Genomic DNA, 16,449 nt, shown 5'->3' on the forward strand with positions numbered 1-16,449 from the left:
TTTGTTGAGAGGCGATGCGAAGATGCCGGCACGGTCCCTGACAATCCCATTAAGTGGGAGATAGTCCGATCTGCTCTCGCTTTGAACCAGTGAGACGACGACCGAAGTCGGACATCGTCGAATATGGGCGGCAGTGACCGGACTGTGTTCGGGTATGTGGCACATCGACATAGCCGACTCTACCTGCGGAAAACCGAAGTCAAGTCGCCAAAAGCTCTCGATTTCAAGGGGCCAAACGTTGCCACCCAAGCGAGGGCTGGTATATCCTTCGACGATCAACCGCGTCCCCGACGCATCGACCTCGCCGCCGTTCGCGCGGCAACTCACATCCACCGGGCGCTGAATTCGCTACCCGGCGGATGCCTGTCCAAGCCGCAAAATGACGCGGCATTTTTTTGTTTCGGCTCAAGTAGATACTGGCCCACACTGAGGACACCGGACACCGCGATACCAATTGGCTTTGCGGTCGGTTTTCCAGGATTGGTCGCACTGAGGACATGTGTAAAGCGGACACACCGGACACATGACCCCCCATCCCCACACACGCCCGACAGCAAGCTGCGGGGTAGGCGAGCGCTGGTACCCGATACACCGCGGTACAGATGCCGCTACCTGAGGGGCGGGACGTAGGTTGCTTCACGCAATCGGACGATCTGAAACCATGACGAACGGTGAGCGCGACCGTACAAAAACAGCGCAACGAGAGTTACGCGGGTGGCGTCGGCAGGTGCATGCACCTGCCGTCGTTCATGTCGGGGGAGCGATTCTCCTCGACGACCGGGTAGCCCGGCTGGACACGCGAAGGTGCGTTGTGCCATGTCGGGACAGTCATGCACGGATCTTCCACGTGAGGGCTGACCAGCCAATGGATCGCTAAAGGTCGGGAAGGCAGGACCATTGCCGATGGATAAACGGCAAAGAGGGGCAGGAGCGATTGAGTGCGCAACGGGGGGCACGCCGATCGACGTCGCTGCCGAATCATGGAACACACGGCGGAGGAGGGAATGCGACAGGCAGCGGTTTTTGATGTCCGGGGGATGCTAGAGAGGTATGACTTGCCCGTCAGGATGAAGGCTGAGCTGGCCACGGTCCTGGCTGACAATCTGAAGAGGATCCTCAGCCAAACACGAGTGAGCCTCAAGAGCGCGTCTATCAAAACACAGGAGCGACGGATGTACACCGTCTGCCGCTCGCTCGCGGAACTGCGCGAGATCGGACTCATGATCGAAAGCCCATACTCACTGCGCCACAAGCACCTGCGGGCGCTGGTGGAGAAATGGGTCGCCGCTGGCCAGGGCGGCGGGACGATCGAGAACAAGCTCAGCCACCTCAAGGCGTTCTGTCGGTGGCTCGGCAAGCATGATCTTGTGCGCCCGCTAGGCGAGTACATCGATCGGCGTGCCAACGGCTTGGTACGGTCGTATGTGACATCGGTCGACAAGTCCTGGGAAGGGAATGGAGTGGATGCTGTAGAGGTGATCGAACGGATCGGCCGGGAGCATCCTCGCGTAGCGGTACAGCTGAAGCTGCAGGCTGCGTTCGGCCTGAGGATCGAAGAGAGCTTCTCCCTCAAGGTCCTGAGCGCTCTCCGGAACCTCGACACGCTACACGTGGTCGACGGGACCAAGGGAGGGCGCAAGCGTGACGTTCCAGTGCGATTGCAGCTTGCGGTTCTGGAGGAAGCCGCGCGGCTGGTGGATCCGGTGAGCGGATCAACAACACCGTCGACCTACTCAATAGCAAGGTGGCGCAACCACTACAACGCGGTGATGCGAAAGTACGGTGTTTGCAAGAGCGGGCTAGGGGTAACGAGCCATGGACTGAGGCATGGTTGGATGCAGCAGCTCTACCGAGAGATGACCGGCGCTCCCGCGCCAGTGAAAGGCGGGTCCGCGGCTGATCCAGAGACACACCGCCAGGCGATTCAAGAGTTGGTGCTCGCTGCAGGGCACAGCAGGCCTACGAAAAGCGGTGCCTATCTGTCGACGCATGCGGCAATGAATCGCAAGGAAAGGCCCGTAGTGACATGGGAGCGTGCTGAGGCGGTACTGCGCGGTGTTGGCGGAAACAAGGCTCGAGCTGCCCGCGAGCTTGGAGTGTCCCGACAAGCCCTGTACCGCTTGCTCAATAGAGGAGAGGCGGTCGCAGCTTGACGACCTGGCGCCTATGGGCCGCTGGTCCGGCAGTTGCGCGTACCGAGGTCAGAGAGCCCGCCTCGCTCCCCATTGCGGTTACTTTCGATTGGAGATGCGCCCGCGTCGTCGAATGGCGTGAGCGTTAGAGGAATGACTGTGCACTGAAAGGCGGAAGGAGCGTCAAGTTCCGGATGCCACGTCTGGCGGCACGGAGCACCTTGAGCGGAAGGACAGACTCGGATGCTGGATTGGACTCCCCAACACATTGGCGGGGCTGGATGCAATAGCGTTGTATGCTCATGCTTCCGAGCGAGCATCCCATCACCATGCAGCAAGAGAAAATCGACATTGGCGGCAAAGCCATCTACATCGTCCAGTCCCACCACCACGTCCTGCAGTCATGGGCAGAAATCCGGCGCGGGCTCGCGGCCGCGCCGGCGCTTCTGACGCTCGACCATCACACAGACACGTACCAACCGTTCTTGCGACACCGCTTCCACGCGACGCCAGGAACTCTCGGTGATGATAAGGAAGAGAGAATGGATGCGCTTCTGCCTGGACTGATGGCGGAATTGCGATACGAAGATGAAGAATCGGTGCTGCAAGCTATCACGAAACTGTCCAACGACGAGCATGTCAGGACCGCGATCATGGCGGGAATAGTGTCCCGTGGGTTTGTGGTGAACCATTCAGACTCTGACTACAGCGATCCCGGGATCCTCTACGTGACCAGTTCAATCTGCGCGGTTGGTTGCGAGAAGCTTCCGCATGATGACGCATGCCGGCCGGTGCGTTCGGGGCAAGTGCTCGAGTCTGTCTACCTCGACCACGAGCTGGGCGAACTGAATGCCATGGCGGCGGCGGAAGGGCTCGAATTCAACGAGGAGGAGCCATATGTCCTGGACATTGATCTCGACTACTTCCATTCGGAGAAGGCTATCGAGCCGGACGACCCCGCGACGTTCTACCGACTGGTGCGCAACGCCGTTGCCGTGACCATCGCGACCGAGCCAGAGTACGTCAAGTTATGCCGCGACGAGGGCTCAAGCGTATCCGGAGAGTCCCTGCTCCAACGTATGAAGCAGCATCTGCAAGCGGCAATGACGTGACGGCGTCCAGGACGTCGGCCTGTATCAAAGCCTCGGCTCGAAGAGGGCCGCGACCGGGAACCGACCGCTTCGCTACCGCGACAGAGCTGATGCAAACGAAAGCATACCGCCTGAGTTATGCAGGGCTTCCGCCAGCTTCTTGATCCCGTCGTGCTTCTGAACAACCGCTCCGGACACCAGTCTGGAGAAACTCACCTGCCGAGCCGCCTTCTCGCCGGGATGCGGCGTCGGTGGGGGCAGTGCGAACTCAGCCGCCCAGGTCACTCTATCCAGCCGCGGGAATGGATCGATGCCGGTGAAGTCGCGCAGCTCCGCAATGCTTATGATGCTATAGGCCTCTGTGGCATCGTTCCGAACGATGTAAGCCGCCGCGCCCTTACCGGGGATGTAGATCGCCTTCCAGATGAAATCCGGCACCGTGACTCGGCCTCGCAGCGTTCGCGAGCTTCGGTCGAATACGGGCCCAGTCACAACAAAGGCAAGTCCGAACTTCCGGACAAGGCGCCGTGTCGACGTCTCCAGATGGCTCCAAGTCCGGCGGTTCGATACCGGATGTTGAGGGATCACGTTGGCGAGGCTGAAACTCTCAGCCTGCGATCTCTTGTCACCGAAGTCGCCACTGGGTGCAAGGTGGCCGCGGTCAAAGCCCGACCGGGCATAGTCAGCCAGGGTAGCTCGCTCGCTGACGGGCAATTTGTTCTCTTCATAGAAGTCGCTATCTCGGGCAAGCGTTCGTGCCGCTTCGACGGCGCCCCGAGTCAGTCGCTCCGCCGACCATAGCGCGGTCCGAGTCGCTCCGGAGTGAAGGATTGCATAGGCGCGGTAACAGAGCAGTGTTCCACTCCGCTCCTGCATGACAACCGGTGCCTGGCCGTGCGCAAACACGCTTGCGCACGGTGCTGCCGCTTCCTTCGCCGGCGCCGGCGCAGGAGTGAAGAATAGGGGAACAGCGAGAGTAGAAACAGCGAGCAGTAGGCGCATGGGCGTCCAATCCGGGGTGTGGAGTTTCAGCTTGCCACTGCGTGAAGGAAGTCAAGTGTCTACCGAATGCGGTATGGCATCGAGTGCACTGGCAACGAAGCTCTCCAGACTGATGGAGAGCCGGCCCTCGCTGCTGCCATCCTCCTCTGAGAACGCCGCGGGCGTACCGGGAACGGGCTCGAAGTGGACCGCCGACGAGCCGTCCACATCGATCACGGTCGCCCGGCGTAGGAGTTTGCGGTATCGGTGCGCGTCCGCCATAACGGTTTCTACGGGCTCAAACTTGAGCAATGGGTGTTCCGGGGAGGCTAGAGCGGCGGCCATGGCCGCGAACTTAGGCCCATTGGCAGGCCAGTTGTCCGAGGTCGACGCGAGTAGGTTGAGGAAGTAGGGTATGTCGGCCGAGGTGAGAACCCGACGGGCCAAGATGGATATGGTTTCCTGGTGTGCCGGGCGGTGCAACTCCCGCCGGTTCCAAATAGCGCTGAGCTGCCGGAACGCGGAATCGGGATCAGCGGGGTCGTTGCTAACCGGCGGTGTTGAGATGCCGCACTCCTCGCATGCAATGACGGCCTGGAGGCGGCCAGCGATGAAGAGAGGAGCGCCGTCGCAATGGGCGCAATCCAGCAGGCCGGTAGGCATTGGTGCAAACGGGGGCGGAAAGTCTCAATTATGCCTGCCCGAGACGACGAACCCTAAGTCGGCTCGCTGTCCAAGGCAAAAACCGGTTCGTTCGTTGCCAGGAAGCGCGTGGTGGTGGTGAGCAGGCCGCGCCGTGCCGTCCCTTGAAACCCTTGCAACGATTCGGACTGGTCGCGTAGCTCTCTCCCGATCCGCCAGAATTCATTGAGCCAATGGCCACCTTGGCCGGGTGGGCCGCCTAGCTGGCCGGTGGTAATGGCACCACGGATTGCGAGGACGGTCTCCGGGTCGGGGTACTCTCTGTCTGTGGGGTCGGGGTGCGGCGGTGTCATACGGGGCAGCTTAGTCATGATGGTCTGTGGCGAACATGTCGATTGTTCGGGTGTCGCGTTGCTCGCTGCCCGAGTCGGTCTTCAGGAGCTCGCGGATCGACGGCAGAGCAAGGCCACCGTAGGGCCGGTCCGACTCGGACCAGTTGCCGTCCAGATCCTTGGCAGTGCGGATGGGGCCAGCTACCTTGTACCGCGGTTCCCGGGCGTCCTCGATCTCGCTTCGCTCTTGCATAGCAACCTGCAGTGCGGCCGAGGCGTCGCCGGCGTGTATGACGGCGCGGTAGACGATATCCACGTTGTACAAAGGCATTGTGAAAGTTGTAGTGGGTGGAGCCGGGCGTGCACGGAGGGGCCCTTAGAGGTTGGAGGTTGGGCGGACGCACCGAACTGGAAACTCGAAGACGGTCGCGCAGACGCACTCATCACAGCAGCGCTCCTTCACGACTACTTCTTCGGCCAGCCCAAAGCGAACCGCTGCCGAGCGTACGCAATCAGGGTCGATCCGATCAGCCGCGACCGCCGACAACACTTCTCGCGCGAAGCCATTGAGCCGAGCCAACTCCTCCCCTATTGGCCCGTGGGTGTACAGATATAAGCCGGTCTGCATCTTCCGGACTATCGTAGTCTCGGCCGCGATGTGCTCAAGAATCTCCTCGGCGGTCGCTCCATCGACCTGCAGATGGCGCTGGAACAGGGCGACCGAGGCGGCGCGGTGCTGGTGCACTACGTCAATGGCGCGAGCAAGGAGCGTCGTATCGAGTGTCGTTCCGGCGCGCACTTACCCAACCTCCCCAAGCTTTGCAGTGGGCTCCGGCAGCTGCATTGCCGTGAGCGACTGTGCCGGGTCCCACTCGATCAGCGGGATGCCGGACGACCTGTAATGGTGTCGTTTCGCTTCGAGCCTAGTGTCGTATTCCGTATTGCCCACCATCCCGAGAACCTCGATCACGGACTCTGGCGAAGTATCAGTGAGGATGAAGTCGGGATGCACCGGCGCGCCGTCGACATGGCGCAGCGGCTTGACGAACGCTCGCCTCTGGGAGGCTAGGTAGTCTGCCATGGCAACCTCGTATGCGGAATCACACGGTAAAAATCTCGAATCTGTCAGCATCGCCGCTGCGTCAACAATCGTCAGGTAGTTCTTTGCCTTCGGCCGTTCGATCAGGAAAACGGCGACGCAACGCTGAGTCGGCTGGCCGGCCCCAGCCAGTGGCGCTTGAAAGGAGCGCTGCATCCGCTGGTACAGCGCGGAGCCCAGGAAGAATCGTTGCTTCGTCTGGCGCAGCTCGATCTCCCCGCCGAACTGACTAGGCTTGTGCGCGACGACCTCGCCGATTAGGAGACCCCGCGGCGTGTCGGTCGATGTGGGCGCGAGGCGTCCGGTCCAGCTGGCCATCTCGGCCAGGATTTCGTCCTTGCGAGCCGGGTCCCAACGCTCGACGATATGGAGGATGTCTGCGCCGGCGCGGCCGTTGATCTTGCAGTCCGCCATTTCACTAGAGAGGCGGGACCAGCAGGCGCTCCAGCCTCGGCCGCCATAGCCGGGCCAGACGTTCAAGCCTGCTTGCTCCCAGGCATACTCGAGGAAGGCCAGGAGCCCGGCAGTCCGCCGCTGCGGCTTACGCGCGGCGCCAATCTGATCGGACTGGGGCGGCTTAGTTCGCGCACGGGAGCTCACCTTCAGACTCGCGTCGAGCTTTACATCGAGGATGCCCTCCCGATGCCGGAACGCGTCTAGATCGGCGCGAGACCCTGCCCGGCCCGCATTCCGGTTCCAGAAAGGGCATCCCGGAGTGTGCATGGATGACTTGCCCGGCCAGCACGCCAACAAAAAAAGGCCCGCGGGATGGCGCCGGATGACGAGCTTTGGACTGGGCCTTCCGTCGTTGCACCCGCACTCCGCAAAGCCCTGCGCGGTCTTCGCTCGCTCGAGTTGACGAACGTATCGCTCCGGATTCTCGAGAACGGCTTCGAGCGGTGCCTGATAGCCCCCGATTCTTACGGTGATCATAGGTGTCTCTCTGGGGCCGGGGTCACCGGAATGGCGGTCCCGATCATTGAACGCCCTCCAGCGCGCCTTGGCGTGGAAGGGACGCCCAGACTTTGCGCCGAACCGCCCGGCTGGTCTCGGCGGCCGCCACGCGTCGCGCTTGATCACCGCTCAACTCGTCGACAAGGAAGCTGAAGTACAGGGCGGTGGTTGGGCCTGTCCATGCGGCCCATCGGCGACGAATCTCCTCTTTGACCGTTTCCGGCAGCGAGAAGAAGCGCGTCCTGGCTTCCCGCCAGACCCGGGCATGAAACGCCCGCTGACCCGCTTCGAACCGGTCGGCTTGGCGTTGCCGCCGTGAGAACTCTTCGTCTTGGCCATGCTGCTCGCCCTGAACGTGCTCGGCGATCAGTGGATAGCGGTCGCGCTCCCGCTGCTGCTTGCGGATGAAGGCGGCTCGCCGGCGGGTGTTGAAGTCGATGGGGGTGTAGCGCTCAAATCGGGTGAATCGCATGGCAGTTGGTATCGGGTCCTATAAAACCAGGATACCGGCGTATGCGGGAAGTCAAGGCTGCCGGCTGGCGTGGTTGTCCAGATAGCATTTTGGCGCCTTGCAGCACAAGAATTTCCATGCAAACGCTATAGAATCGGGGCGTCTTTTGAGAAAGCTCAATGTCTTCACCCCGCCGTCATGCCGTTCACGAAGTCTCCCTTGGGACCCGGCCCAGTCGAGAGACGCAGTTCGTCTCGCCTGGCGACCCACAGTATGAGGAGATCGCTCGGCTAGATGCGTTTGCCTTCAGGCGCTATCTCGATCGAGTGTTCTGGTACCCACGCCGGGAGGTGGTTTGCTTTGAGGTCCGCGCTGTGCCGTCCCGAGATGGAAAATTCTACGACGTCGTGGCGGTGGTGGCAGTGGGCGAGGGCGAGGCTTGGTTCTCTGCCGATGCGGTACCAGACAGGTGGGACTTCGTTGCCCTCAGTGAGATCATGCATGGCCTCTCCGTCATGGAGGGGAGGGCGTGGGGGCCCGGCCGGGAAGCGCCTGGCGATGTGCCGCGCATCAACGCGAGTGAAGTCTTTGACTCTTCTCGTCTAGAAGACCCAGACGAGGCGCAATCACGCCGGTGGGCGGTGATCAACCGAGTGCGCGAGGCAAGCAGGCAGCGGCGCGGTCGCCGCTTCGGGCGGCCAGTCAATACCTTGAATCGGACTATCGATTCGCAGTAATATTCGACCGAATCTCCGCGCTTGCAGCGCATCGACACAGCCGTACACCGGCCATTTCCTTTCACCCATTGGGGCTTTCCCAATGGGACGGCTCCATCATTTTGGAGCCTGTCTTGTATATCTCGTCCCGTACTACCGGCCTCGCCGTTCTCTCGACCGTCTTCAACCTGGTCGCGCTTCTGTTCTTCCTCACCGCCACCGCTGACCATGGCCTCGCTATGGTGCAAGTTCAGCTCGTGGTCGATATTCAGTTTCTCATCATCATCGCTTGGCTGCTCGCAAAGCTGCTGAGCGGCGATCAGAAGCGTCCCATCACCGGCTGACGGACCACCGACAGCCCGATTCACCGCCCACCGGGGAAGCACTCCCTGGTGGGCAGTGCTTCCTTGCACCCATTGAGGAAGCACCATGGCATACCACCACGCAGTTCCCCCGCTCCTGGCCCATTCTTTCGGCATGGAGCCGCGGACATGAGCCGCGCCGCACAACGCCGGCATCAAGCCACCGCAACCGATCCTCACAGGGAGCTTCTGTCCCTGTTCAAGGCTTTCGGGTACCGGCACAGCATGAACGACGTCTTCGCGGATTTTGTGGAGGTGTCAGCGCTGGCCATCAGCAACGCCGTGGATCGCCATCACTTCGAAGACCGGGAGAAGCGATACCTGGAGATCGCAAAGAAGTACGATCGAGAGGAGCTGTCCCGGTTCGCGCAGATGCTAGGCGCGCTAACTATGACCTTCGAGGAGCGCGTGCAGCAGCTGGTGCCGAATGGAGACGGCCTAGCCGACGTGCTCGGGCAGACTTACATGATGCTCGAGCTCGGCAACGATAGGGCGGGGCAGTTCTTCACGCCCTATACGGTCTCTCGCATGATGGCCGGCATCAATATGGCTGACGGCGCCTCCTCCATCGAGAGGGACGGGTTTGTGACCGTGTTGGAGCCCGCGTCCGGCGCCGGCGGGATGGTGATCGCCTGTGCCGACGCGCTCAATGACGCTGGACAAAATTACCAGCGGACAATGCACGCCACGTGCATCGACATCGATCCTCGCTGCGTCCACATGACGTATGTCCAGCTGGCGCTCCTTCATATCCCGGCCATTGTCGTCCACGGCAACGCTCTTAGCCTCGAATCGTGGTCCAATTGGTTCACGCCGGCTCATATCTTGGGCGGCTGGGGAGCGCGGCTCCAGACGGCGCGCGCCAGGGAGGACCTCACAGCTGCAGAGCAGGACGCCGGTTCTCGCGCCTCTCCTGACGAGATCGTGATCGCTGTCCCGCCCGGGGCCGCTGAGTTTCCGCCGCCCGCGCTCCGGGCGTTCGTACCGGACGATCAGTTGGCGCTCTTCTAGGCCAGAAACGCAGGCCAGATTGGCGAGCTTTCGCAGGTCTTCCGTGGACCAGCGCCGGCTATGATGATTCCCGTAGCCCCCGCTACGGCAGTTCTCTCAGATGACTCAAAGCCCTCTTCGGAGGGCTTTTTTTTTGCATTCCATGAGCCATGAACCGCCCCGAGCCGTCTGTCGCGCGCCGAAGAGAAGCCGTCATAGCATTCGGACGCCTATCGGTAGCTATGGAATCGATATCGTCGTGCGTTAGGGCGCCCGGCATTCTCGGCAGATCCGCACAAGGCGGTATAGAAAAAGGTGCTTCCATCCGACGAATTCTCTTGCTCGTCGAGCTTGACGGTATAGCCGGAGGGCGGCTCACATGCGTACATTTCCTTCCCCCGCCACTCGTCCACTGAATATGTGGTAACCACCATCGCATTCAAGCTCTCGGATGTGCCGGGGCACTGGTCGTCATAAAATAAACGCGTTATTAATGAAAGCGGACCATGCCATTCGAGCGGCAGAGTGTGTGGGGGGCGTCGCTGATAGTGGACCTTATCACCCGTGGCAAAGGCATTGATATTGGGCTGCACGCAGATGGGCCAGCTCTTACCTGGAAGCGGTTTTATTATGAGGGCTTTACCTTGTGAAGAGCTGACTTGCCACCACGTGCCGAAAGAGAAATCCGGATGAATGTGGCGTTTCCCACCTGCAAGGGGTTGAGCCAGGATACAACTCTGTCCGATCTGAAGCTGCTCAACCGCCCCTTGGGCATCGCTACTGCGGGCCGTACATGTTGGAGCTTGTTGAATGCACGTAGATGGACGCTGTAAGACGACCGCGTTCGATGTGCCATCCAGATTCGATGGGCACTCCTTCGAGAAAACTCGCCCGCACGCAACGTAGCCTATGTTTGGTGCGGGATCACGAGTATAGTCAGGAGCGGTACACGCCGTGACCCCGGGGGCCAGAGCACCGAGTACCCATGCCTTTCTTGGTTCCGCCGTTCCCTCGCATTCTGGACTCTCAATCTCGCCTACGGGGACAAAAGAAGGCGGCATTGTCTGACCCTTGCAGATCGCGTCTCCAGCTTCCAATGCGCTCACCATACTTGGAAATGTAAGGGCTATGGCGATCAGGAGGGGAATGAGATGCATTGTGCTACCTGCACAAACCGATACTCTTCGCGTGCCATCTAACGCCAGCGACAACTTTGCCGTGCAAGCTATGTTGATCGGGACACGTACACTGTATCCATCCTGCCGGAACACGGTCCGCTTCGGCCTTCGCGCGCTTCGCCGCCTGGGCATCCGCAAGTGCACGGTCACGTTCCGCTGCAGCTTTGTCTCGCTCGGTGCGTGCTCTCTCAAGCTCCGACTCAGCTTGACGCCTTGCTGCGTCGGCATTGTCGGCGCGCGCCTTCTCTCTCCGAAGAGCATCCTGTGCTTGGATTGCATCTGCAACAGATGCAATGTAGTGCTGAGGGAGCATGTTCAGTAGAGAGCGGGCCGGCGGCTCATAGCCGGCCGCCTTCAGTACATCCGCCAGGAACGAGTTACAGTTGGAATTGATGAGGTCGTAGCCAGCGGAATTCCACTTTGAGATTATGCGATGGACACTGCGATACTGGTCCAAAGACAGTTCTATGCTGGCCGTTTTTACCGTATCCGCTGATGCGCCTAATTTTCGAGCGAAATCCCGTTCTCCGCACGGTTCCGATGGCATGCATCGCCATTCACTCTTGAGCATACCCGGTCCGCGGATTTTGCCCTTACCGTCGGCTCCTGGGTAAAAACCATAGGCGTCTTCTTTAATCCCGCTAGATGTTCTAACGCCTAAGATAATATAGGCATGGCCGACCGGAGACGGCCCTCCATATCCAGAGGCCGTGACCGGTCTCGCAAGAAACGTGACAGTGTAGTCACCTCGCGGAGCGCTGCTCGAAGCTGCAGGTATGGCCACGCCACAGATCGACGAAGCCAGCACGGCTATGGAGAGACGCCTAGGAGCGGCCATCACATTACTCCAGCCGTCAACGTAAACACAGCATAGCAAGCCACCGGTAGACCGCAAGACTCAACAATCAAACTGCGCTCGACCTGCGTGCTACTCGACCGCTGTTCCTTGATCACCTCTAAAGTTCTTTGGTATGCTGCATGGACACCAAGCGTCCCTGACGCATCGACTCCGCACCGGCAGGTGCTAGTTTTCTTTCTGTACGGTGGCTGCCCGCATTTCGCGGCATGCCGCTCCTATCTATCCCACCGGGAACCACGTTCCCGGTGCGGCAACGGGTTCCCCATTCCTCTTCGGAGAACCCACAAATGCAACTCAGCAATACCACTGTTCCGCTTCGCAAGATCCGTCGTCGCGCGAATCCTCGGACCTATCGGAACCCCGGGGAGTTCGGCGAGCTCTGCGCGTCGGTAAAGCTTCACGGTGTTATCCAGCCCATCCTCGTTCGTCCTATCCCGCTGGATGGCGAATGGGAGTTTGAGGAGTTCGCCGGGGAAGGACGGTACCTCGCAGCGCTTCAAGAGCACGGGCCGGACTATGAGATGCCCGTCTACATCAAGGAAGTCGATGACGACACGGCAGATACACTCTCCGGCGTCGAAAACGTGCAACGAGCGGACATGCCGCCCGCGGACGAGGCAGTCTGGGCCGCAGGCCTGGTTGGCCGTGCGAAGGGAAATCGCGACGAAGCGGCGAGAATCGCAGGCTGGTCTCGAAGCAAGCTGGACAAACGGCTTGCGCTCATGAACTGCAGCACCGTCGTGCGGGAAGCGTTGACTCACGAGCAAATCCAGCTCGGGCACGCCGAACTGCTTGCGACGCTCGCGAAGGACAAGCAGGACATCCTCCTGCCGGTCATTATCAGTGAGAAGAAGTCCGTCTCTGAACTGAAGAAGACCATCGAGGCTGCTGCGTGCAGCCTGGAAGCGGCCATCTTCGACAAGACTGAGTGCGCGGCGTGCCCGCACAACTCCTCGTTGCAGACCGAGATGTTTGGCGAGGCAATTGCGACCGGCAACTGTACGAACCGCGCTTGCTATAACGAGAAGTCGGAGCGGCAGCTCGAAGCGGTTGCCTATGGCATGCGTGACGAGTACCCGATCGTGCGGATCATCCGTGCCGGTGACAATCACACCCGCATCCAGGTGAAGGTCGACGGACCGACCGGGGTTGGCGAGGAGCAGGCGAAGGCTTGCCACGCTTGCCAGAACTTCGGCGCGGCGGTTAGCGGCTTGCCGGACTCGATGGGCAAGGTCTACAGTGGCCAGTGCTTTGACACAGCCTGCCACCAGAAGATGGTGGCAGCGCGAATCAAGTCGGAGCGCGACGCTGTGAAGGCCGGTGCTGCCGGCAGTGACACAGGCGAAGCGAGCAAGCCTGCTGCGGGAACGACGTCGTCCAAGGCGTCCAAGCCCGCTGAGAAGCCGGTCACGGTCATCAGCGAATCGGAGAAGGTCAAGCAGTATCGCACCGCTCTCTGGCGAAAGGCGCTGCGCCGGGAAGTGGCGCAGGATGCCGAGCAAGCCAACGCTTACCTGCTGGCGATGGCCCTGAACGGGCTCTCTCGCAATATCGGCGGGGATGCAATGAGCAAGTTCTTCGAGAAGCTCACCGACCAGAAAGTGTCCTCAACACTCCAAGGCTGCCTCACCGCCGTACAGAGCACGGATGCGGGCCACCGTCAGCAGCTCACAGTGGCTCTCACCGTGGCCGCAATCGAAGGGCTCGAAGTGTCCAATCTCCAGGCACTTTGCAAGTACCACAAGCTGGATTTGCGATGTCACTGGAACCTGCAGAAATCGCAGGACTTCCTCGAGATGCTGACGAAGTCCGAGATGAAGGTACTCGCGGACGAGCTCGGCATTCGCAAGGCGCTGGGCGACGGCTTCGCGAAGCTGTTTGCCAAGTCCAAGCCAGAGGTCGTGGCAGGGCTCTTGTCCGTCAAAGGCTTTGACTACGCCGGCAAGGTGCCCAAGGTATTGGGCTACTGAGCGTCATCAATCTCTCTCCGAAGGGCGCGATCCTAGCGCCCTTCCGTCCATTCATTTCCCCATAGGAACTACTTCATGTTTGCTGAACTGTCTACGCTCGTCCGCGCGAGTGAGAAAGTGGTACTTACGCTTGCCATGCACGGCGATGCGCTGTCTGTCGTCGTCATGCCGGTCGCGAAGAAGGCCGAGGATCCGGCCCTGGCCGCGCCCCTCGCCATCTCCGGGAGCCCTGAGGAGCTCGATGACGGCTTCGTCGAGGCCCTGCAGAGTTACGTCGCCACGCGGCGATCGCTCGCAGAGCAAGTCGAGGCGACGAACTCGATCCTGGAGGCTGCAAAGGCTAGTCAATCGACCAAAGCCACCAAGGCGCTTACAAAGGCCGCAGCTCCCGGGAGCGCGGCAACCGAGACCGATGACGACGAAGGCAAGCCGGCCGCACCCGTGCAGCCGACGGAAAGCCAATCGTCGTCGGCTGGGACCGACCTTGCATCGTTGCTTTGAGGGAGACTGGCATGGCGATCGAAGTGAAAAAGCTGGTTCGCGAGTTCTCGTACAACGGCATGACGCTGGTCGACCCCGGTCCCCAGTTCACGCCGGACCAGGTACGTGAGATATACACCGCGCAGTATCCGGAGCTGACCACCGCCGCGGTGGATGGCCCGGAACATAAGGACGATGTCGTCCGCTTCACGTTCGTGCGCGCCGCCGGCGCGAAGGGCGCCGATGCGTAAATCTGATCTGATGAAGGCGCTGTCCACAGGGCAGTTTGCCGCCACCAACCATGAGCCGCCCGAGAGGGCGGCTTTTTTTCACTCTGAGGAGACGAGGGAATGCTGTTCGATCCTCTATCGATTGTTCAATGCGACGATGTCGCAGCACCTTCATGGACGCCGCCCCGACAGCATCCCGCTGCCCGAGGGCGACCTGCCAATGATTTTCTGACCCTGCCTGCCGTTCCGGCTGATGTGCCTAGCCGGGCCGTGCTCACCTACCGGGACGCTGAAGACCTTAGCGCCCTTGTGCTTTCGCAGTTCCAAGCAGGAGTGCTCCGCGCCAGTGATGTCACCAACCCGGTCAATGCGGGCGATGCATTCGCTCAGGCAATGTTCGCGTGGATCAACGCGCGGCGACCGGTGTGCCACCGGCTCATATTCGACTTCGCCCTGCTGGAACTTGGCGCGGCGCAATCCGAGGTTTCTCAGTTCGGCTGGGAAGATCAGCTTCAGGAACCTCTTTACCTGGCCATCCATCTGCCACAGGAGACCGTCTACGTGATCGGCGATGAGCGCGCAAACGCGTTGCGCGCCGCCCACCCGGCGCTCCTCTTCACAGCAATGTCACTCATATCCGCGGCGGATGTGAAGTCACTTGACCTGCGCACGCCGAGCCGCTTGCTTGACCTATTTGCGATGTGGCATTGGGACGGCGATTCGACGTCGGACGACGAGGAAGCGCGCGAAACGATGCTCGCCTACGGTCGAGATGAGGAGGATCTTGAGCGGTATCTGCCTTCCACAGTGAGGGGTGAGCTCGCGCCAGACGATGTCCTGCCGTATCACCCCCGCCGCAATCCTGAGGCGGGGAGCCTGACGGCTCTCTCCGTGAGAAGGCTTCGAGCCTTGGCGCGGTGCAACGAGGGTTGGATCGCTGCTGTTTGCAATGCACTCGCTGACCTGAGCCTAGAGCTTCACCACAACGGCACCCTTAACGTGTTCGCGCGGGCTCAATGGGCCGAGCCTGCGTACGCAGCTGCGACGATTGTTTTTCGTGAGAACGACACTGCGCTTGAGGTGCTGGACGACCACATCAACCAGCTGAATGCCTCCGGCGAGGCGACGCTTTACCAGGCTTTCATCCCGGTAGCGAACGCACCTGACGCGATCCGCGAGCAATTCCTCGCTCTAGGCGGAATGCTCAGGATCATCGGCGCACTGGATCGTGTTCTAACGCTTATTTCTGAGGAGGCCACATGGCTGAATATGTGAGCGCCTTGCAGGCGACTGAGGTGGCCCTTCGCGGGGCCATTTTGCTCTATGGGCCGGACCTCGGTCAGTTCACGTATGCGACTGCGCATACGGTTGACATCGGATTGGACGGCTCCGGCCCGGTTATCGGTCCCGGTACGCCCATCAATCGGCGCGCCCTGATCGACGCTGTACGACATGTCGCTGAGGCGTCGCTGCCGAAGGGCGAGTTCCTGACGCCGAACGTGCTCTCGATAGGACCAACGGCAGTGACATGGTGGTGCGCCCCAGCGCATCGTCGGGTGTTCTTCCGCTGCAAAGAGTTGGGTGAGCGCTCCGCTGTTGTTCCTCACCCAGGGCTGGTCTTTCGTGCGTCCACTGCTGGCTTTCGCGTGTTCGCTTTGGCGGGCGAAGCGAGGCCATCGCCGGACGCCGCACTGTTCGAGCCGCCATATTTCAACACATGGGATCGCGGCTCGATCTGCATCGGCTCCGCAATGGTGCCGAGGGAGATAGACGTGGCCTCCATACCCGGCTGGGAGGGGGGGTTCTTCGACTCTGCTTTCACCCACCCCAACCAGGGTGGGCCACGTATCTCGTATGGCGACGGCTTCTACGCCTTTTGGCGGGACATACTCGAGGGGAAGTTTGACGACTTCCCGCGGGATGCTCTCGTACCGATGAATTTCACGCTGGCGGACTTAATTGCCGGCAATCTGGAGAAATGA

The 16,449-nt window shown here is 60.8% G+C and carries 15 protein-coding genes; 9 read left to right on the forward strand and 6 right to left on the reverse strand.

Annotated features, from left to right (window positions below; translation table 11 throughout):
• Positions 1-1,004: 1,004 nt before the first annotated feature.
• Entirely contained in the window at positions 1,005-2,153 is a 1,149-nt protein-coding gene (locus tag K6V06_RS16825; protein WP_222245322.1) for an integrase domain-containing protein, read from the forward strand.
• Between the two features lie 275 nt (positions 2,154-2,428).
• A complete protein-coding gene (locus K6V06_RS16830; RefSeq protein ID WP_255581910.1) occupies positions 2,429-3,244 on the forward strand; it encodes a UPF0489 family protein in 816 nt (271 codons plus the stop codon).
• Positions 3,245-3,316: 72 nt separating this feature from the next.
• On the opposite strand, the gene K6V06_RS16835 is transcribed toward K6V06_RS16830, so the two are convergent.
• From K6V06_RS16835 to K6V06_RS16860, 6 genes are all read right to left on the reverse strand, one after another.
• Positions 3,317-4,225, reverse strand: coding sequence for a DNA/RNA non-specific endonuclease (locus tag K6V06_RS16835; protein WP_222245257.1), 909 nt, complete (start codon positions 4,223-4,225; stop codon positions 3,317-3,319).
• Between the two features lie 51 nt (positions 4,226-4,276).
• Entirely contained in the window at positions 4,277-4,867 is a 591-nt protein-coding gene (locus K6V06_RS16840; protein ID WP_222245259.1) for a hypothetical protein, read from the reverse strand.
• Positions 4,868-5,209: 342 nt separating this feature from the next.
• Entirely contained in the window at positions 5,210-5,509 is a 300-nt protein-coding gene (locus tag K6V06_RS16845; protein WP_222245261.1) for a hypothetical protein, read from the reverse strand.
• 45 nt (positions 5,510-5,554) lie between these two features.
• Positions 5,555-5,977, reverse strand: coding sequence for a hypothetical protein (locus K6V06_RS16850; RefSeq protein ID WP_222245262.1), 423 nt, complete (start codon positions 5,975-5,977; stop codon positions 5,555-5,557).
• On the reverse strand, positions 5,978-7,210 hold the full coding sequence (locus K6V06_RS16855; RefSeq protein ID WP_222245263.1) for a DUF1173 family protein: 1,233 nt from the start codon (positions 7,208-7,210) through the stop codon (positions 5,978-5,980).
• A gap of 43 nt (positions 7,211-7,253) precedes the next feature.
• Entirely contained in the window at positions 7,254-7,703 is a 450-nt protein-coding gene (locus K6V06_RS16860) for a hypothetical protein (protein WP_222245264.1), read from the reverse strand.
• 829 nt (positions 7,704-8,532) lie between these two features.
• Between K6V06_RS16860 and K6V06_RS16865 the strand changes: the two genes are divergently transcribed.
• The 7 genes from K6V06_RS16865 (at position 8,533) to K6V06_RS16895 (ending at position 16,449) form a co-directional block, all read left to right on the forward strand.
• Positions 8,533-8,742 (forward strand): hypothetical protein, encoded by a 210-nt coding sequence (locus K6V06_RS16865; RefSeq protein WP_222245265.1) that lies wholly within the window; start codon positions 8,533-8,535, stop codon positions 8,740-8,742.
• Positions 8,743-8,889: 147 nt separating this feature from the next.
• The gene (locus tag K6V06_RS16870; RefSeq protein ID WP_222245266.1) at positions 8,890-9,771 is read left to right on the forward strand and encodes an N-6 DNA methylase; all 882 of its coding nucleotides are present in this window, start codon (positions 8,890-8,892) and stop codon (positions 9,769-9,771) included.
• 2,303 nt (positions 9,772-12,074) lie between these two features.
• Positions 12,075-13,757 carry a PRTRC system ParB family protein gene (locus tag K6V06_RS16875; RefSeq protein WP_222245267.1) on the forward strand — a complete coding sequence of 561 codons (1,683 nt, stop codon included), beginning with the start codon at positions 12,075-12,077 and terminating at the stop codon, positions 13,755-13,757.
• 75 nt (positions 13,758-13,832) lie between these two features.
• A complete protein-coding gene (locus K6V06_RS16880) occupies positions 13,833-14,258 on the forward strand; it encodes a PRTRC system protein E (RefSeq protein WP_222245268.1) in 426 nt (141 codons plus the stop codon).
• Positions 14,259-14,269: 11 nt separating this feature from the next.
• Complete coding sequence (locus K6V06_RS16885) at positions 14,270-14,488, forward strand: PRTRC system protein C (protein ID WP_222245269.1); 219 nt, start codon at positions 14,270-14,272, stop codon at positions 14,486-14,488.
• Between the two features lie 99 nt (positions 14,489-14,587).
• Entirely contained in the window at positions 14,588-15,742 is a 1,155-nt protein-coding gene (locus K6V06_RS16890) for a PRTRC system protein F (protein ID WP_222245271.1), read from the forward strand.
• Entirely contained in the window at positions 15,727-16,449 is a 723-nt protein-coding gene (locus K6V06_RS16895; protein ID WP_222245273.1) for a PRTRC system protein B, read from the forward strand. Before K6V06_RS16890 ends, K6V06_RS16895 begins: the two co-directional genes overlap by 16 nt.

It is taken from the genome of Cupriavidus sp. AU9028 (assembly GCF_019795295.1).
GTDB lineage: Bacteria > Pseudomonadota > Gammaproteobacteria > Burkholderiales > Burkholderiaceae > Cupriavidus.